Source organism: Pseudomonas sp. SZ57, from assembly GCF_009495975.1.
Classification (GTDB): Bacteria; Pseudomonadota; Gammaproteobacteria; order Pseudomonadales; family Pseudomonadaceae; genus Aquipseudomonas; species Aquipseudomonas syringae.
The window spans coordinates 241,261-260,490 of sequence record NZ_WIBD01000003.1 but is presented as its reverse complement, the minus strand read 5'-3'; the positions used below and the strand labels follow the sequence as shown (position 1 = coordinate 260,490).

Annotated in this window: 15 protein-coding genes; 10 read left to right on the top strand and 5 right to left on the bottom strand. The window is 58.9% G+C overall.

The window, feature by feature from the left end:
- Window positions 1-30: 30 nt before the first annotated feature.
- The 5 genes from moaE to GE543_RS04800 form a co-directional block, all read right to left on the bottom strand.
- Entirely contained in the window at window positions 31-477 is a 447-nt protein-coding gene (moaE, locus tag GE543_RS04820; RefSeq protein WP_153220919.1) for a molybdopterin synthase catalytic subunit MoaE, read from the bottom strand.
- A 2-nt stretch (window positions 478-479) separates the two neighbouring features.
- A complete protein-coding gene (gene moaD, locus GE543_RS04815) occupies window positions 480-725 on the bottom strand; it encodes a molybdopterin converting factor subunit 1 (protein ID WP_153220918.1) in 246 nt (81 codons plus the stop codon).
- Complete coding sequence (gene moaC, locus GE543_RS04810) at window positions 722-1,207, bottom strand: cyclic pyranopterin monophosphate synthase MoaC (protein WP_003341741.1); 486 nt, start codon at window positions 1,205-1,207, stop codon at window positions 722-724. The genes moaD and moaC overlap by 4 nt, the downstream gene beginning before the upstream one ends.
- A 362-nt stretch (window positions 1,208-1,569) precedes the next feature.
- Window positions 1,570-2,964, bottom strand: coding sequence for a PhoH family protein (locus GE543_RS04805; RefSeq protein WP_003341739.1), 1,395 nt, complete (start codon window positions 2,962-2,964; stop codon window positions 1,570-1,572).
- Between the two features lie 294 nt (window positions 2,965-3,258).
- Window positions 3,259-4,437 carry a polysaccharide deacetylase family protein gene (locus GE543_RS04800; RefSeq protein WP_153220916.1) on the bottom strand — a complete coding sequence of 393 codons (1,179 nt, stop codon included), beginning with the start codon at window positions 4,435-4,437 and terminating at the stop codon, window positions 3,259-3,261.
- 202 nt (window positions 4,438-4,639) lie between these two features.
- Here GE543_RS04800 and yaaA point away from each other — a divergent pair, with 202 nt between their 5' ends.
- From yaaA to GE543_RS04750, 10 genes are all read left to right on the top strand, one after another.
- Window positions 4,640-5,419, top strand: coding sequence for a peroxide stress protein YaaA (gene yaaA, locus GE543_RS04795; RefSeq protein ID WP_003408886.1), 780 nt, complete (start codon window positions 4,640-4,642; stop codon window positions 5,417-5,419).
- A gap of 814 nt (window positions 5,420-6,233) precedes the next feature.
- The gene (locus GE543_RS04790) at window positions 6,234-7,550 is read left to right on the top strand and encodes a nucleotide sugar dehydrogenase (RefSeq protein ID WP_003408884.1); all 1,317 of its coding nucleotides are present in this window, start codon (window positions 6,234-6,236) and stop codon (window positions 7,548-7,550) included.
- A gap of 100 nt (window positions 7,551-7,650) precedes the next feature.
- A complete protein-coding gene (gene alg8 / locus GE543_RS04785) occupies window positions 7,651-9,132 on the top strand; it encodes a mannuronan synthase (protein ID WP_002552255.1) in 1,482 nt (493 codons plus the stop codon).
- 40 nt (window positions 9,133-9,172) lie between these two features.
- Window positions 9,173-10,345: an alginate biosynthesis protein Alg44 gene (locus GE543_RS04780; protein WP_003408882.1), complete on the top strand. Its 1,173-nt coding sequence runs from the start codon at window positions 9,173-9,175 to the stop codon at window positions 10,343-10,345.
- Window positions 10,346-10,347: 2 nt separating this feature from the next.
- Complete coding sequence (gene algK, locus GE543_RS04775) at window positions 10,348-11,760, top strand: alginate biosynthesis TPR repeat lipoprotein AlgK (protein ID WP_003408880.1); 1,413 nt, start codon at window positions 10,348-10,350, stop codon at window positions 11,758-11,760.
- Complete coding sequence (locus GE543_RS04770) at window positions 11,757-13,241, top strand: alginate export family protein (RefSeq protein ID WP_003408878.1); 1,485 nt, start codon at window positions 11,757-11,759, stop codon at window positions 13,239-13,241. The genes algK and GE543_RS04770 overlap by 4 nt, the downstream gene beginning before the upstream one ends.
- A gap of 26 nt (window positions 13,242-13,267) precedes the next feature.
- Window positions 13,268-14,878: a mannuronan 5-epimerase AlgG gene (gene algG / locus GE543_RS04765; protein WP_046269527.1), complete on the top strand. Its 1,611-nt coding sequence runs from the start codon at window positions 13,268-13,270 to the stop codon at window positions 14,876-14,878.
- A gap of 14 nt (window positions 14,879-14,892) precedes the next feature.
- On the top strand, window positions 14,893-16,332 hold the full coding sequence (locus GE543_RS04760; protein ID WP_003408874.1) for an alginate biosynthesis protein AlgX: 1,440 nt from the start codon (window positions 14,893-14,895) through the stop codon (window positions 16,330-16,332).
- A gap of 8 nt (window positions 16,333-16,340) precedes the next feature.
- Complete coding sequence (locus GE543_RS04755; protein WP_003408872.1) at window positions 16,341-17,477, top strand: mannuronate-specific alginate lyase; 1,137 nt, start codon at window positions 16,341-16,343, stop codon at window positions 17,475-17,477.
- 190 nt (window positions 17,478-17,667) lie between these two features.
- Entirely contained in the window at window positions 17,668-19,224 is a 1,557-nt protein-coding gene (locus tag GE543_RS04750) for an MBOAT family protein (protein WP_003408871.1), read from the top strand.
- Window positions 19,225-19,230 lie beyond the last annotated feature (6 nt).

The window sequence follows — 19,230 nt, the reverse complement described above, 5'->3', positions numbered from 1 at the left end:
TCAGGCAAACAGCGCGAGAGCTACTGCTCATTACCAACGCCGCGCGGCCGCCTGATCACTGTCGCGACCCTCAACCCACTGCGGTCCCTGAGACGTACTTTCCTTCTTCCAGAACGGCGCGCGGGTCTTGAGGTAATCCATGACGAAGTCACAGGCTTCGAACGCCGCCTGACGGTGCGCGCTGGCAACGCCGACGAACACGATCGGCTCGCCAGGCTCCAGCGCCCCTACTCTATGCAGCACATCGACGCGCAGCAACGGCCAGCGCTGTTCGGCCTCGGCAATGATTTTTGCCAGTGCCTTCTCGGTCATCCCCGGATAATGCTCGAGAAACATGCCGGACACTTCACGCCCCTCATTGAAATCCCGAACATAGCCGACAAAACTGACCACCGCGCCGATGCCGAGGTTGGCAGCATGCAGCGCGTTGACTTCAGTGCCTGGGTCGAAGGCTGCCGCCTGGACGCGAATACTCATCATCAACCTCCGGTCACGGGCGGAAAGAACGCGACTTCATCGCCATCGGACAACGGCTCGCTCGGCTTGCACAGCTCCTGGTTGCGAGCACACATCAGGTTCTGTTCGGCAAGCACCTGCCAGGCCTCGCCACGCAGCAGCAGCGTCTGGCGCAACGCGTCCAGCGTGGCGAACTCGCCTTCGACAGACTCGTTTTCAAGGCCCAGGAGTTCACGGTAACGAGCGAAATACTGAACCTGAACCTTCATGAGGAAACCTGTGCCTGATCGGCAATGAAGTGACCGCTCTTGCCGCCCAGCTTTTCCAGCAGCCGAACCGACTCGATGACCATGCCGCGGTCCACCGCCTTGCACATGTCGTAAATGGTCAGCGCGGCAACACTGGCAGCCGTCAGGGCTTCCATTTCCACACCGGTCTGCCCGGCCAGCTTGCAGCTCGCAGTGATGCGCACGGCATCATCACCCTCAGCGGCGAGGTGGACCTTGATGCTGGTGAGCATCAACGGATGGCAAAGCGGGATCAGATCGCTGGTTTTCTTCGCCGCCTGAATGCCGGCGATACGCGCGACGGCAAACACGTCACCCTTGGGATGACCACCGCTGACGATCATTTGCAGCGTCGTCGGCAGCATGCGCACGAAGGCTTCGGCCACCGCTTCACGGGACGTCACGGCTTTATCCGTGACATCGACCATATTGGCGCGACCCTGGGAATCGAGATGAGTGAGCACAACATTACTCCTTGGCAGAAGCAAGAAGTGTGGCAGCTGCAAGCTGCAAGCTGCAAGCTGCAAGCTACAAGCTACAAGCTGAAAGTGCCCGGCGTTTTACACAGGTTTTAAAGCGTACGAAAATCCTGGCTTCTGCCCGGAGGGCGTAGGAGCGAACTTGTTCGCGAAGAGGGCTGTACATGCACAAATGATTTATCGCCCACAATATAGCCTTCGCGAACAAGTTCGCTCCTACGCCTTTCGGCCAGAAGCGAACTTGTGTGTGACGATAAGCTTGGCGCATGGGCGCGACAATCAAAAGCTGCAAGCGAGGGCTCTCGTACACCGAAGTCCCCCACTTGAAGCTTACAGCTGCTTTTTAACTAAAGATGACTCTCCGCGTATTCGGCCAGTATCGAGCGTGGCACGCCTTGCAGGGTGATGTGCACGCCGTTCGGGAAGTCCTTGAAGCGCTCCGTCAGGTAGGTCAGCCCGGAACTGGTGGCCGACAGGTAAGGGGTGTCGATCTGCGCCAGGTTGCCCAGGCAGACCACTTTGGAACCGGCACCGGCACGGGTGATGATGGTTTTCATCTGGTGCGGGGTCAGGTTCTGGCATTCATCGATCAGGATCAGGCTTTGCTGGAAGCTGCGACCTCGAATGTAGTTGAGGGATTTGAACTGCAACGGCACCTTGCTGAGGATGTAATCGACACTGCCATGGGTGTTTTCGTCATCCATATGCAATGCTTCGAGGTTATCGGTGATCGCGCCGAGCCACGGCTCCATCTTCTCCGCCTCGGTGCCGGGCAGGAAACCGATTTCCTGATCCAGACCCTGAACGCTGCGGGTAGCGATGATGCGCCGATAGCGCTTGGTGACCATGGTCTGCTCGATGGCAGCGGCCAGGGCCAGAATGGTTTTACCCGAGCCTGCGGCACCCGACAGGTTGACCAGATGAATATCCGGGTCGAGCAACGCAAACAGCGCCAGCCCCTGATAGATATCGCGCGGCTTCAGCCCCCAGGCCTCCTGATGCAACAAAGGCTCCTGGTGCATATCCAGAATCAGCAGCTCGTCGTTCTTGACGCCCTTGATCCAGCCGACGAAACCCTGTTCATCGACAATGAACTCGTTGATATGAACCGCCGGCAGCATTTCGGTGAGCTGCACGCGGTGCCAGGTACGGCCGCGCTCCTGACGGGTGTCGACCTTGCTGACGCGGTCCCAGAACGAACCGGTCATGTCATGGTAGCCACGCGACAACAGTGAAACGTCGTCGACCAGCTGATCGGTGCTGTAATCCTCGGCAGCAATGCCGCAGGCGCGCGCCTTGAGGCGCATGTTGATGTCTTTGGTCACCAGCACGACGCTCAAGTCCTTGTTGCGCGCATGCAGGTCAATCAATTGGTTGATGATGATGTTGTCGTTCAGGTGCTCGGGCAGCAGGCTGTTGGGTTCCTCGCGCTTGCTCATCAAAATCGACAGGTAGCCCTTGAAGACGCCTGTTCCACGGTCGATGGGCACGCCCTTCTCGACTTCCTCCGGCGAAGCTTCGCCCAGGGTCTTGTCGATCAGGCGGATGGCCTGGCGGCATTCGGCAGCAACCGAATGTTTACCGGCCTTGAGTTTGTCCAGTTCCTCCAGAACCGTCATGGGGATGGCGACGTGGTGTTCTTCGAAGTTCAGCAGTGCGTTTGGATCATGAATCAATACGTTGGTATCGAGCACGTAAAGGATTGGCTGGTTGGTGGAAGGGGTGCGTCCGTGGTCATCCATACTCGCTCACCTTTGTAGAAGCCGGGCGACGCAGAACCACGACAGTACTGCGCCACGAAAAGGCCGCCGGATTCTCCCCTTCAGGCAGGGCAGAAATGTCGCTCAAGGTGGGTCTTGGAAGACGCCACCTGTGTTGCAGGTTTCGGCGGTCTGTATTCGTAATACAGCAAAAGGGATGACAGAAAAAAGCTCTTTGACAGTTTTTTGAAGTTTATTTCACAGCCTGACGAATAGGGCTTGGCGGACGTACCCGTCACGTTTAAAGTCGGAAGTCCGCCCACGCCGAATCTGCCTTCATTCCCCTTCCGGCGCAGCCTCTTCACTGCTCTGCAGCCCTTGTTCCTCGGGCGCTTCAGAGATATTTCGGCAATCGTCCCAGATCAACTCGCTTTGCGCGGTATTGGCCAGCAGCAATGGCAGCGCCGACTGCGCCTTGTTGGCCACGTCGTGAAATACCACCGTCCCTTTGCGCCAGAGCAGCATGAGGGTCAGTACACGGTCGCCCACCTGCTCCGCAGAAAGCCGTCCGGTGTCGTCTTCGGCGTCGATATTCCACAATGACACGCGCAAATGCTCGGCGCGGAAGAAGTCGCCGCTGTCGGCACGTCGATGGCCATAAGGTGGGCGAAACAGCGGCACGAAGTTGTCCGGCAACACCTGCTGAACCAGTGCCGCGCTGCGTCGCACCGAGTCCTGCCAGTCCAGCCACTGGCTGTGCGAGCGGTACTCCCAGCCCTGAATGCCCACACACTGCTGGCGATACAGCGCCTGCACACTTGCAACCGACGTGCTGTCGAGACGCTCCTGAAGACTCTTGCCCAGCACGAAGAAGGTGGCGGTCATTTTCTGCTGGCGCATGAAGTCGGCCAGCCAGTCGGTACCACCGTCGGCCTGGCTCGGGCCACTTTCGAAGTTGAGCATGAACGTGCGATCCGGCATCTCGTCGCCACTCATCTCATCGGAGTTGTAACGCTCGATCTCGCTGCTGGTCTGTGGAAACAGGGCCGCCATGAACAGCAGCTCGTTCAGATAACGCTGGTGGAATGCGGCGCCGGGTCTGGCCCAGTTGGCGTAGAATGAATCGTTGGATACCTGATATTCCTCGGCGCGCTGTCGCAACTGGTCCATGTCCTCGACCAGCACACAGAAATTGGCGTCCTGCTCGCAGCTCTTTTGCGCGTTCTGGTAGTTCTCCAGCAAGCGCAGCCACAGCCGATGACGAACCACATTCAACGACGGCACGTTGACGAAGCGCAGGCCGAGGCGCTGCTTGAGGCCCTCCTCGTCGAGCTTTTCGCTGAGGTACAGCTCGTGGGCAAAGGCGAGGATCTCTGCACGCGACGCGACGTCGAACAACCCCGGCGTCTCCAGCCGCTCAGGCCAGACGCTGCGGTCAATGGTGGCAATGACCGGCGCTGCCGCCTGCGCCTGAAGCCAGAACAGACCTGCACACACTGCTAAAACGATACGCAAACCCGATGCCCTCTCGATCAACCATTAACGTCATGACCAGCGCGCCACTATAGCTGATATGCGCCTGGCTTCTTATGTCGGCGCGCATACAAAGCCGCAGGTGCGACTGCCATCACCATCCGGGCGACCTCTATCGCCACCATAGCTGGAGTCGCAGGCTATCAGCCCCTAGAATCCCCGGACGATAAAAGGAGACGACTTCATGCTGATGGTGATTTCCCCGGCAAAAACCCTCGATTTCGAGACACCGCCGACGACCGGCCGCTTCACTCAGCCGCAGTACCTGGAGCATTCCCAGGAGTTGATCGACCAGTTGCGTGAACTGACGCCGGCGCAGATCAGCGAACTGATGCACCTGTCCGACAAGCTGGCCGGATTGAACGCGGCACGCTTTGGCAGCTGGAACCCGGACTTCACCCTCGACAACGCCAAGCAGGCACTGCTGGCCTTCAAGGGCGATGTCTACACGGGCCTGGAAGCGGAAACGCTGAGCGAAGCGCAGCTCGACTACGCGCAGGGCCACTTGCGCATGCTGTCAGGTCTGTACGGCCTGCTGCGCCCACTGGACCTGATGCAACCCTACCGCCTGGAAATGGGCACCCGGCTGGCCAACGCTCGCGGCAAGGACCTTTATGCCTTCTGGGGCACGCGGATCAGCGAATGGCTCAATGAAGCGCTGGCAGACCAGGGCGACGACCTGCTGCTCAACCTTGCCTCGACCGAATACTTCTCTGCCGTCAAACGTTCGTCGCTCAAGGCGAGGATCATCGACACCGAGTTCAAGGACTTCAAGAACGGCCAGTACAAGATCATCAGCTTCTATGCGAAAAAGGCCCGCGGCATGATGAGCCGCTTCGTTATAGAAGAGCGCATCAACGATCCCCAGGCATTACAAGCGTTCGATGTACAGGGCTACCGTTACAACCGCGAACAGTCGACCCCCGACAAGTTGGTGTTTTTGCGCAACGTCGCAGAAGACTAGCTGCTGTAACCGTCGTGTAACGGAGCGCTGTTACACGACCTGTCCTACGATCCAACACCGAATGACAACATCATGACGCCAACCAAACGTCAAGTTTTCGACTGTTAACTCACGTGCGTTTTTTTCTTAAAAAAAAATCCATTTTTTTAAGTAGTGGCATTTCAGCTTTTTGCAGTAGTGGCACTTTCGTACTCACCCCGCTACACCCCTTGCAAGTCGAGGCTTTTAAGAAAAAAGCCATCATCGCGATACCGCTCATGTCACAAGACGGATACACCAAAATCTGCAAATCAGGACGAGTGGCCAGGAACTAAATGCGAATTCGTACGCTCCTACATCCCGTAACAATTCTGGGCTGACGTGTAAGAGATCACTTACAGGTCGCCTTGAAGAACGGGAAGTTACCGACAAGGAAGCCAGGTCCACGTGACCCTGGTGTCAGGTACCAGAACTAAACTCACATCACTAGTTGATGTTGTAGACAGGCGAAGCACCGGCCCGGTGCGACGCGCAGGATTCGAACAGGACGGCCCTGGCTAGCGCCAGAGGCAGGCTTAACGAGGTCCGCCGTCAATCGTCGAACAGGAGTGGTTTACTGCATCCAAGGAGAGCAGGGCCCTGACCGAAAGGACAGGTTACTTGCCGCTTGCACATAGTGTCATTTGAGTTCGCCTTACTTGTTTTGGGCACTCACTCATTAAATATGCCTGCGTTAGTTCTACGGCGTTGTTAGCCGTAAGGGATAGCGCGTGACATCTGCTGGCCAAAATTAATATCCAGCCAATCTATGGCGTGAAAAATCGAGGAGAATACGATGCGTATCAGCATATTTGGTTTGGGTTATGTCGGTGCAGTCTGTGCCGGTTGCCTGTCTGCCCGCGGTCACGAAGTAGTGGGTGTGGATATTTCCAGCACCAAGATCGACCTGATCAACAACGGCAAGTCACCTATCGTTGAACCGGGTCTGGAAGAGCTGTTGCAGAAAGGTATCAGTACCGGAAAACTGCGCGGCACTACAGACTTCGCCGAAGCCATTCGCGCCACTGATCTGTCGATGATCTGCGTCGGTACGCCGAGCAAGAAGAACGGCGATCTGGAACTGGATTACATTGAATCGGTGTGCCGCGAAATCGGTTATGTCCTGCGTGACAAAGCCACCCGCCACACTATCGTGGTTCGCAGTACCGTCCTGCCGGGCACTGTTGCCAACGTTGTTATCCCGATTCTGGAAGACTGCTCCGGCAAGAAAGCCGGCGTTGACTTCGGTGTCGCCGTCAACCCTGAGTTCCTGCGCGAAAGTACTGCGATCAAGGACTACGACCTGCCGCCAATGACCGTCATCGGCGAGTTCGACAAAGCCTCGGGCGACGTTCTGCAATCGCTGTACGAAGAACTCGATGCACCGATCATCCGCAAGGACATCGCCGTTGCCGAGATGATCAAGTACACCTGCAACGTGTGGCACGCCACCAAGGTTACTTTCGCCAACGAAATCGGCAACATTGCCAAGGCCGTCGGCGTCGATGGCCGTGAAGTGATGGACGTGGTCTGCCAGGACAAGGCGCTGAACCTGTCCCAGTACTACATGCGCCCTGGCTTCGCATTCGGCGGCTCCTGCCTGCCGAAAGACGTTCGCGCCCTGACCTACCGCGCCAGCAGCCTGGACGTTGAAGCTCCCCTGCTCAACTCGCTGATGCGCAGTAACACTTCGCAAGTGCAGAACGCTTTCGACATGGTTGCCAGCTACGACACCCGCAAGGTTGCACTGCTGGGTCTGAGCTTCAAGGCCGGCACTGACGATCTGCGTGAAAGCCCGCTGGTAGAGCTGGCCGAAATGCTCATCGGCAAGGGCTTCGACCTGAGCATCTTCGACAGCAACGTTGAATATGCACGCGTTCACGGTGCCAACAAGGACTACATCGAATCCAAGATTCCGCACGTTTCCTCGCTGCTGAACTCGGACTTCGACCAGGTCATCAATGACTCCGACGTCATCATCCTCGGCAACCGCGATGAGCGTTTCCGCGCCCTCGCCAACAAGACCCCTGAAGGCAAGCGCGTCATCGATCTGGTGGGCTTCATGGCCAACGCCACCAGCGAAGACGGTCGTGCCGAAGGTATCTGCTGGTAAATCAGCCGCAAGCCACAAGCGCCAGGCTCCAGGCCACAGGCTCAAGCAATGTGCTTGCAGCCTGGGGCTTGAGGCTCGCAACTGACTTAGGGATACGATTATGCAGAGGCTCAAGCACGGCCTGTTACAGGCCGCAGGTTGGCTGTTCTATTTAAGTTTACTCATGGGCCTTGCCGCGGCATTGCCTACCAGTATCTTCGACTCACAGTCGAAGAACTTTATATTCCTGATTGGCGCCGTTGGTATCTGGCGCTACTCGATGGGGATCACGCACTTCGTGCGCGGGATGATTTTCCTGTACATCGTCTACCCGCACTTGCGCCGCAAGGTTCGCAAGCTGGGCAGTGCAGCAGACCCGTCCCATGTGTTTCTGATGGTCACCAGCTTCCGTATCGACGCGCTGACCACCGCACAGGTCTACAACTCGGTTATCCGCGAAGCCATCGACTGCGGCCTGCCGACGACGATCGTCTGCTCGCTGGTGGAAATGTCCGATGAGCTGCTGGTCAAGAGCATGTGGGCCAAGTTCAATCCGCCAGAGCGCGTCAAGCTGGACTTCGTACGCATTCCGGGCACCGGCAAGCGCGATGGTCTGGCCTATGGCTTCCGTGCCATCTCGCGTCACTTGCCCGACAGCCGCGCGGTGGTTGCGGTGATCGACGGCGACACCGTGCTCAACGAAGGTGTGGTCGCCAAGACCGTGCCGTGGTTCCAGCTGTTCGACAATGTCGGCGGCCTGACCACCAACGAGTTCTGTGAAGTGCGTGGCGGCTACATCATGAGCGAGTGGCACAAGCTGCGTTTTGCTCAGCGTCACATCAACATGTGCTCGATGGCCCTGTCCAAACGCGTGTTGACCATGACCGGTCGCATGTCGGTATTCCGCGCAACCGTGGTAACCGACCCCGAGTTCATTGCCGACGTGGAAAGCGACTCGCTCAATCACTGGCGTCTGGGCACCTTCCGCTTCCTGACCGGCGACGACAAGTCCAGCTGGTTCAGCCTGATGCGCCTGGGTTACGACACGTTCTACGTGCCGGACGCAGCGATCAATACCGTGGAACACCCGCCCGAGAAGAGCTTCCTGAAAGCCAGCCGCAAGCTGATGTATCGCTGGTACGGCAACAACCTGCGTCAGAACTCGCGTGCACTGGGTCTGGGCGTACGCCGCTTGGGGATCTTCACCAGCATCGTGCTGTTCGACCAGCGTGTGTCGATGTGGACCTCCATTCTCGGTCTGACCGTCGCCCTGATCGCCAGCTTCAAGTATGGCGGCGCGTTCCTGCTGATGTATCTGCTGTGGATCGGCATGACCCGCCTGATCCTCACCCTGCTGCTGTCCCTGTCGGGACACAGGATCGGGCCTGCCTACCCGATCATTCTCTATTACAACCAGATCGTCGGCGCGCTGATGAAGATCTATGTCTTCTTCCGCCTGGACCGCCAGTCCTGGACTCGCCAGGACACCAAACTAAGCCGCGACATGGCCAGCTTTCAGGGCTGGTTCAACACGTGGTCGTCCCGAACCATGACTTTCTCGGCTGGCACCATCTTCGTCGCTGTGCTGTTGACGATGGTTTGACCGGGCCAACGGATTAATTGCTTAAGTAGGAAAAATAGCCATGAATACAGCCGTGAATGCGAACGTCGTACATGAATCCGAAGCCCAGCGCCAACACGCGCGGATCAAGATCCCTGCCAAGCTGCGCCTGCTGAATGATCAGCCCAACGCGCCACTGGTACGTGTCGAAGACCTGTCGGCCGGTGGCCTGAGCTTCGTTGCTCCGTCCGGGCAGAAATTCAGCGAAGGTCAGATCGTCAAGGGACGCCTGCAATTCATCATCGACAACCTTGGCCTGGCCATGGACGTCGACCTGCAAGTGCGCTCGATCGACAACGCCAGCAACCGCATCGGTTGCCAGTTCCAGAACCTCGAACCTCAGGACATCGCTACCCTGCGCCACCTGATCACCTCGCACCTGTCCGGCGAAGTCGTGACCCTGGGCGAAGTGCTGGCCACGCTGCAGCGCGACAACTTCACCAAGGCACGCAAGGTCAAGGGCAAGGACGGCGGCATGAGCGCCATGGGTCGTCTGCGCGCCGTAACGTTCAGCCTGGGCGTGTTCATTGTCGGTCTGGCCGCTTTCGGCTTCATCTTCAAGACGATCTACGGCCTGTACTTCGTCAGCCACGCATCGGCCGGCCTGGTCACCATTCCAAGCATGGACGTGACCATGCCGCGTGAAGGTACCGTGCAAAGCCTGGTCGCCCAGAACGGCGAAGCTGCCAAAGGCGCCCCACTGGCCTCCTTCAACACCAGCATGCTGGAAATGCTCAAGGGCAGCCTGACCGGTGAAGACCTGCAGCCAGCCAAGATCGAAGAGCTGTATGGCAAGCAGATGAGCGGCACCATGACCAGCCCGTGCGATTGCGTCGTGGCTCGCCAGTTGGTGGCCGACGGTCAGTTCGCGTCCAAGGGTCAGGTGATCTTCCAACTGGTGCCACGCAACGCGCCAGCCACGGTTGAAGCACGCTTCACCTATCGCCAGTTCAACGACGTCAAGCCAGGCACCCGTGTCAGCTTCCAGATCGCTGGCGAAGACAAACTGCGCACCGGTCAGATCGTCAGCAGCACCAACCTGAGCGACGCCGACCTGTCCACCGACATCCGCGTGCAGATCAAGCCTGACGAAAGCCTGAGCAGCTCGCTTGCCGGTCGCCCTGTCGAAGTGGTCAGCGATCGCGGCCCGTCCGTGAACTGGCTGATCGATAAAGCCATGGCTGCGGGTCTGTAACCATGAACAGCCCACTACGACGCCTGTCGACCCCCACGCTATTGAGCCTCGCCGTCGCGCTCGGCCTGAGCGGCTGTGCCGGCCTGCCTGATCAACGCCTTGCCAATGAAGCCCTGAAAAACGGCGACACGGCATTGGCGGAGCAGAACTATCGGCAGCTGGCGGACCTGGGCTATAGCGACGCGCAGGTCGGCCTGGCTGATATTCAGGTCGCGACTCGCGACCCGGCTCAGCTCAAGCAGGCCGAAGCGACCTACCGCGCTGCAGCAGAGACGTCGCCTCGTGCGCAATCGCGCCTGGGCCGTCTGCTGGCGGCCAAGCCCGACGCTACCGAAGCAGAACACCGCGAAGCCGAAGGCCTGCTGAAAAAGGCCTTCGCCAATGGCGAATCCGGCACGCTGATCCCGCTGGCGATGCTGTATCTGCAATACCCGCACACCTTCCCTGAAGTGAATGCGCAGCAGAAGATCAGCGAGTGGCGCGCCGCCGGTTATCCGGAAGCAGGTCTGGCTCAGGTGCTGCTGTATCGCACCCAAGGCACTTATGCTCAACACCTCGATGAGGTCGAGAGCATCTGTAAACAGGCGCTGTCGGCCACGGATATCTGCTACGTCGAACTGGCCACTGTCTACCAGACACGCGGCCAGGCCGAGCAACGCACGGCCTTGATCGAAAAGCTCAAGAGCGAATACGCCGCTGGCCGCGTCAATGCCCAACGAGTGGACAGCGTCGCGCGCGTACTGGGTGACTCCACCATCGGTACACCGGACGAAAAGACCGCTCAGCAATTGCTGGAAAGCGTTGCGCCGGGCTACCCGATCTCATGGGTCACGCTGGCCAAACTGCTTTACGACTTCCCCGAACTGGGCGACGTCAACAAGATGATGGAATACCTGAACAACGGCCGTGCGGCGGACCAGCCTCGCGCCGAGCTGCTGCTTGGACGCCTGTACTACGAGGGCAAATGGGTCACGCCCGATGCCGTCAAGGCCGAGGAGCACCTGAAGAAAGCCACCGCAACGGAAATCTCGGCCCATTACTACCTGGGTCAGATCTACCGTCGCGGCTACCTGGGTCAGGTCTACTCGCAAAAAGCCGTGGACGAGCTGCTGACCGCCGCCCGTGGTGGCCAGAACAGCGCCGACTTCGCCCTTGCGCAGCTGTTCTCGCAGGGCAAGGGCACTATGCCCGACCCGGTCAACGCCTGGGTGTTCGCGCAACTGGCGCTGGCCAGTCAGACCCCGCAAGCGACCGAGCTTGCCGAGGCCCTCAACACACAACTGCCGCCTGAAAAGCTCGCCACCGCCAAAGACCTGTTGGCACGCGAGCAAAAAGTCCGGGGCGCTAACGCCACTCAGAACGCGATGGCATTGCAGGCCCTGCAAGAAGAAAAAGACGGTGAGGAAGCATTATGAAGTTGAATCCCCTGATGGCCGCCGGCATGGGCCTTGGCTTCACCCTGTTGTGGGCCTGCCCGACGCTGGCAGCGCTGACCGAACAACCGCAAAATTTCGGTATCGAAATCAAAGCCACGGCGCAGGCCGAGGATGATCGCGATCTGGGCACCCGTTCGGGCGGCGACGTCAACGGTGTGGGCCTGGACCTGCGTCCCTGGGTCTATGGCGAGCGCGGCGACTGGAGCGGTTACGCAATGGGCCAGGTGGTCACCGCCACCGACATCATTCAGACCGACCCGCTGGAGCAGAGCAACAGCGACGGCAGCGGCACGCAGACCTCGCGTGGCACTGCCAGCGAGCGCGAAGCCGACAAGACCTACGCGGCACTGCGTGAATTCTGGATCGGCTACAGCGGTTTCACGCCCTACCCCGGCGAGATCCTGAAAGTCGGTCGTCAGCGTCTGCGCAACGACGACGGTCAATGGCACGATACCAACATCGAGGCCATCAACTGGTCGTTCGATACCACACTGCTGCGCGCTGAACTGGGTGCTGCCCAGCGTTTCAGCGAATACCGCACCGACCTGACCGAACTGGCACCTGACGACGAAGATCGCAAGCACCTGTTCGGCTCGGTCAGCTATCAGTGGACACCGGGCAACTGGGCCGGTATCCGCGCTCACCACAGCGCTGACGACGGCAAGCTCAAGTCTCAGGGCCAGGTGGTAGATGATCTGGACAAGACCTCCAATGGCGATCTGACCTGGGTCGGCCTGCAGGCTGACAGCGATGCCTACAACTATCGCAGCAACACCAATCAGCTCAACTACTGGGGCAGCCTGACCTGGCTGAACGGAACGCGCGACGAAATCGGCGTGACTTCCGCTCCCAACGACCAGTTCATTGCCGGCGAAAAGAACAGCCGTGACATGAATGGCTGGGCCACCGACCTGGGCCTGCGCCTGCGCCTGGACCCGCAATGGCAAGTCGGCGCCGCCTACTCGCGCGCCAGCAAGGACTACGTCCAGAACGGTCTGGAAAGTAACCGCTCCAACTGGACCGGTACACGCTCGCGCATCCATCGCTTCGGTGAAGCCTTCCAGGGCGAAATGGCCAACGTGGAAACCGGCTCGCTGTTCGCCTCCTGGCAGATGAACGAGGAATACGACGCGTCGCTGATCTACCACAAGTTCCGTCGCGTGGACGGCAACACCGGTATCGGCGGCTCGGGCATCAACGCGGTGAGCGACAACCAGAACGGTACGTTCAGCTCGCTGCCACTGGAAGACGGCAGCAAGGACCTGGGTCAGGAAATGGACCTGGTCGTGACCAAGTACTTCAAGCAAGGCCTGCTGCCAGCCTCGTTAAGCCAGTCGTTCGATGAACCTTCGGCACTGGTGCGCCTGCGCGCAGGTGTCTTCAAGCCAGGCGACGCGTATCAGAGCAACGTGGACAGCTACATGCACCGCGCTGTTGTCGACGTCATCTGGCGCTTCTGATGCGAACCGCCAAAGGAGTGCCAGAGATGAACAGTCATACAAGCAACGGGCGTAGCCGGCACTGGCCGCACGCCCTGCTCGAAAGCGCACTGCTGACCAGCGCCCTGCTGATGGCCAGCGGTGTGGCGCTGGCCAACGCGCCTGTCGTACCCGACACACAGAAGGCGGTGGTCAAGGAGTTGCACCAGGCCAAGACCTACACCATCACCAGCCCGCCGACCGAGCCGCTGGAAATGGCCAAGCCGGTGCTGCCCGATCTCAAGGGCTACACCGCCGAAGCCGCCTTGAAAAAGATCGTGCGCAACAAGCCGGGCAAGGTCACTGTTTCGCGGATGATGGAAGAAACCGGCCTGAAGGAATTCATCGGCGGTGACAACAAGATGGCCGAATGGGTGAACCGTCAGCGCGGTATCCCGCAGGCGATCATGATTTCCGACGGCTACGTGAACCTGCAGGACCTGGCCAGGAAGGTGCCCAAGCAGTTCCTCAATGAAGTCTCGCCAGGTGTCTACGTGGCGCGCCTGCCGATCCTGATCAAGGAAACCGGGACCTTCGAGATCGACAGCAAGACCAAGGAATTGCGTCTGTCTCAGGAAAAGGGCTCGTTCATCGTCAGTGAAGGCAAGATGCTGATCACTCACACTCAGGTCAACGCCTGGAGTGAAACCCGCAACGGCCTGGCGACCTATCGCAAGCCTGACGAGTTTCGCCCTTTCCTGCTGACCTGGGGTGGCTCGGAAACCTGGATCGCCAATACCAAAATGGCGAGCCTGGGCTACGACCAGAGCAAGTCCTACGGCATCAGTATTTCCCAGTACACGCCCAACACCGCGAAGGTGCTCAAGCGTCCCGAACCGACGGGCTGGATCATCGATTCAGAGTTCTCGGACATGTGGTACGGCTTCTACTGCTATGAAACCCGCGACTTCGTGGTCAAGGGCAACACCTACCGCGACAACATCATTTACGGCATTGACCCGCACGACCGTTCGCACGGTCTGATCATCGCCGAAAACGACGTTTACGGGACCAAGAAGAAGCACGGGATCATCATTTCCCGGGAAGTGGACAACAGCTTCATCTTCCGCAACAAGAGCCACAACAACAAATTGTCCGGCGTGGTTCTGGACCGTAACAGCGTCGGCAACATCGTCGCCTACAACGAGATTTACCAGAACCACACCGACGGCATCACCCTGTACGAAAGCGGCAACAACCTGCTGTGGGGCAATCGCGTGATCGCCAACCGCCGCCACGGTATCCGCGTGCGTAACAGTGTGAACATCAAGCTGTACGAGAACGTCGCCATGGGCAACGGCCTGATGGGCGTTTACGGCCACATCAAGGACCTGAGCGACACCGACCGCGACATCGAGCTCGATCCGTTCGACGCTCAGGTCTCGCTGATCATGGTCGGCGGCGAACTGTCCAGCAACGGCTCCGGCCCGCTGTCCATCGACTCGCCACTGAGTGTCGAGCTGTATCGCGTCTCGATGCTGATGCCTACCAAAGAAGTCGGCATCAGCCTCAACGGCGTCCTCGGTGAGCGCCAGGACGAAATCCTCGACCTGCTGGTACGCCAGAAGAAAGCCGTATTGATCGACCCCGTCGAAAGCCAGACCGAGCTGCGGGAATGAGGAAGGGTATTGTTATGCACGCACATCTGATCAAGCTGTTGAGCCTGTCCAGCCTCACCGCCGCCTTGATGGCCGCCGCGGGTGTCGCTCGGGCAGACGACTCGCAAGCACCGACGTTCAAGGCCGAGCCTTGCTGCTCGCTGTGCCCGGCCGCGCATGACGCGAAAAACTACACCACGCGCTATCAGCAGAACTTCACCACGCTGGTCCAGGCGCAGGGCGACTGGCTGTTCCGGACTCAGGAAGACCTGCGCACCGAGTTCGACACCACGCCTGCCGGCTATCGCCGCATGAAAGAACTGCACGATGCGTTCAAGAGCAAAGGCGTCGAGCTGGTCGTGGTGTATCAGCCGACCCGTGGTCTGGTGGATCGCAACAAGCTGTTCCCGGCCGAACGCGACAAGTTCGACTACGACAAGGCGCTGAAAAACTATCAGGCCATGCTCGGTCGCTTCAGCAAGATGGGCTACTGGGTCCCTGACCTGTCGCCGTTGACCAACGAGCAGCAGGCGCATGATTTCTACTTCCGCGGTGACCAGCACTGGACGCCGTATGGCGCGCAGCGTACGGCGAAGATCGTTGCCGAAACCGTGAAGAAAGTTCCGGGTTACAGCGACATCCCCAAGCGTGAGTTCGAAAGCCATATTTCCGGACGCATGGGCAAGACAGGCACTTTGCACAATATGGCGGGTCAATTGTGCGGCACCAGCTACGCGATCCAGTACATGGACCAGTTCACCACCGAGCCCAAGGGTGAGGCGGGCGACGGCGACCTGTTCGGCGATTCCGGTAACCCGGAAATCACCCTGGTCGGTACCAGCCACAGCGGCAAGAACTACAACTTCGCTGGCTTCCTGCAGGAATACATGGGCGCTGACGTGTTGAACGTGGCGTTCCCTGGTGGTGGCCTGGAAGGTTCGATGCTGCAGTACCTGGGCAGCGAAGACTTCCAGAAGCGTCCGCCGAAAATTCTCATCTGGGAATTCTCGCCGCTGTATCGCCTGGATCAGGAGACCATCTATCGCCAGATGATGTCGCTGCTGGACAACGGCTGTGAAGGCAAGCCTGCCGTCATGAGCGCCAGCACCACCCTCAAGCCGGGCACCAACGAAGTGTTGGTCAACGGCAAGAATGGCATCAAGGACATTCGCAACGGCAGCAATCAGATCGACATCAAGTTTGACGACACCTCGGTGAAAGTCCTTCAGGCCAGGCTCTGGTACATGAACGGTCGCCACGAGGATCTGAAAATCGAGAAACCGGAAACGTCAGACACCGATGGACGCTTCGCCTTTGAATTGCGCGAGGATGAGGATTGGGCCAACCAGCAACTGCTGGCGCTGGAAATCCAGGGACCGGAAGCAGGCACGGCACCACAAAAAGTCGAAGCCAAAGTATGCAAACGCAACGTGTTCCCGAGCGCTGCGACACACACCGCTCAAGCCGGACTATGAGGTGACTTATGCAGACTCCTAAACTGATACGCCCTACCCTGCTGTCGATGGCAATCCTGTCATCGATGGCCTGGGCCACGGGCGCGTCCGCCGCACTGGTTCCACCCAAGGGCTATGACGCCCCGATCGAAAAAATGAAGACTGGCGATCACAACTTCAGCTGTGAAGCCATTCCAAAGCCCTACACCGACAAGCTGGTCTTCCGCAGCAAGTACGAGGGTTCGGACAAGGCACGTGCAACGCTCAATGCGGTATCCGAAGAAGCGTTCCGCGATGCGACCAAGGACATCACCACCCTTGAGCGTGGCGTCAGCAAAGTCGTGATGCAGTACATGCGCGACGGTCGTCCGGAACAACTCGATTGCGCGCTGAACATGATGACCACCTGGGCCAAGGCCGATGCGCTGGAGTCGCGCGAGTTCAACCACACCGGTAAATCCATGCGCAAATGGGCACTGGGCAGCATGTCCTCCGCCTACCTGCGTCTGAAGTTCTCCGAGTCGCACCCGCTGGCCAACCGTCAGCAGGACGCCAAGATCATCGAGACCTGGTTCAGCAAACTGGCCGATCAGGTGGTCAGCGACTGGAGCAATCTGCCGCTGGAAAAAATCAACAACCACTCGTACTGGGCTGCCTGGTCAGTGATGGCAACCGCTGTCGCCACCAATCGTCAGGACCTGTTCGACTGGGCCGTGAAGGAATACAAGGTCGCTGCCAATCAGGTGGACAAGGACGGTTTCCTGCCCAACGAGATGAAGCGTCGTCAGCGTGCACTGTCGTATCACAACTACGCATTGCCACCGCTCGCGATGATTGCCAGCTTCGCCCAGGCCAACGGCGTGGACCTGCGTCCGGAAAACAATGGTGCCCTGAAGCGTCTGGGTGACCGGGTTCTGGCCGGCGTCAAAGACCCTTCGATTTTCGCTGAACACAACGGCGAGAAACAGGACATGACGGACCTGAAGAAAGATCCGAAATTCGCCTGGCTCGAACCGTACTGCTCGCTCTACACCTGCAGCCCGGATGTGCTGGAAGAGAAACACGAAAAGCAGCCGTTCAAGACGTTCCGCCTGGGCGGTGACCTGACCAAGGTCTACGACCCCTCGCACGAGAAAGGCGACAAGGGCGATAACGACGGTTCGTGATTCACAGAGTTCTTTGTGGGAGCGAGCTTGCTCGCGAAGAGGCACGCCCAGGCGCTAAATCCGTAAGACCGGACCTCGCCTGAGCTGCTTCACCGACAAGTCGTAACGCGACGTGTTTTACCCCCCAATTTCAACGGGGGGTTTGGGGGGGCTTTGAGCCCTTGAATGTTGGACAAACGGAGAGATAAGGATGGTTTTCTCATCCAACGTGTTCCTGTTCCTGTTCATGCCGATCTTCCTCGGCCTGTACTATCTGAGCGGGCAACGCTATCGCAATCTGCTGCTGCTGATTGCCAGCTATATCTTCTACGCCTGGTGGCGAGTGGACTTTCTGGCGCTGTTCATCGGCGTGACCGTCTGGAACTACTGGATCGGTCTCAAGGTGGGCGCAGCAGGTGTGCGGACCAAGCCGGCACAGAAGTGGTTGCTGCTTGGCGTGATTGTAGACCTGTGCATTCTGGGCTACTTCAAATACGCCAACTTCGGCGTGGACAGCATCAACGCAGCCATGACCTCGATGGGTCTGGAACCGTTCATCCTGACTCACGTGCTGTTGCCGATCGGTATCTCGTTCTATGTCTTCGAGTCCATCAGCTACATCATCGACGTTTATCGCGGCGACACCCCGGCCACGCGCAACCTGATCGACTTCGCTGCATTCGTCGCGATCTTCCCGCACCTGATCGCCGGCCCCGTGCTGCGTTTCCGTGATCTGGCCGACCAGTTCAACAACCGTACCCACACGCTGGACAAGTTCTCTGAAGGTGCCACGCGCTTCATGCAGGGCTTCATCAAGAAAGTGTTCATCGCCGACACCCTGGCCGTGGTCGCCGACCACTGCTTCGCTCTGCAGAACCCGACCACCGGCGACGCCTGGCTGGGTGCGCTGGCCTACACCGCGCAGCTGTACTTCGACTTCTCCGGTTACAGCGACATGGCCATCGGTCTGGGTCTGATGATGGGTTTCCGCTTCATGGAAAACTTCAAACAGCCCTATATCAGCCAGTCGATTACCGAGTTCTGGCGTCGCTGGCACATCAGCCTGTCCACCTGGCTGCGTGACTATCTTTACATCACCCTGGGCGGCAACCGTGGCGGCAAGGTCGCGACCTACCGCAACCTGTTCCTGACCATGCTGCTCGGCGGTCTGTGGCACGGTGCCAACGTCACTTACATCATCTGGGGTGCCTGGCACGGCATGTGGCTGGCGATCGAAAAAGCGGTCGGTATCAACACCAAACCCTACAGCTTCAACCCGATCCGCTGGGCACTGACCTTCCTCCTGGTGATCATCGGCTGGGTGATCTTCCGCGCTGAAAACCTGCATGTCGCCGGTCGTATGTACGGCGCCATGTTCAGCTTCGGCGAGTGGCAGCTTTCGGAACTCAACCGCGCCAGCCTGACCGGTCTGCAAGTGGCAACACTGGTGGTGGCTTACCTGACGCTGGCGTTCTTCGGTCTGCGCGACTTCTACCAGAATCGCGAAAAAGACACCGGCAAGAGCACCAAGGCCGACGGTCCTGCGACCGCTCAACCGGGCACCATCAAGGCCGTTCCTGGCGACGCACCCGGCAGCCTGCACATGCCTGGCTACACCGTGGGCAGCGAAGCTCAGGTGCAACCGGCCTATTGGGAAGCCGACTGGCCACGTTACGCCATGCGCGCACTGATCCTGCTGTTGTTCGTGGCTTCGATTCTCAAACTCTCGGCGCAAAGCTTCTCGCCGTTCCTTTACTTCCAGTTCTGAGGAGCC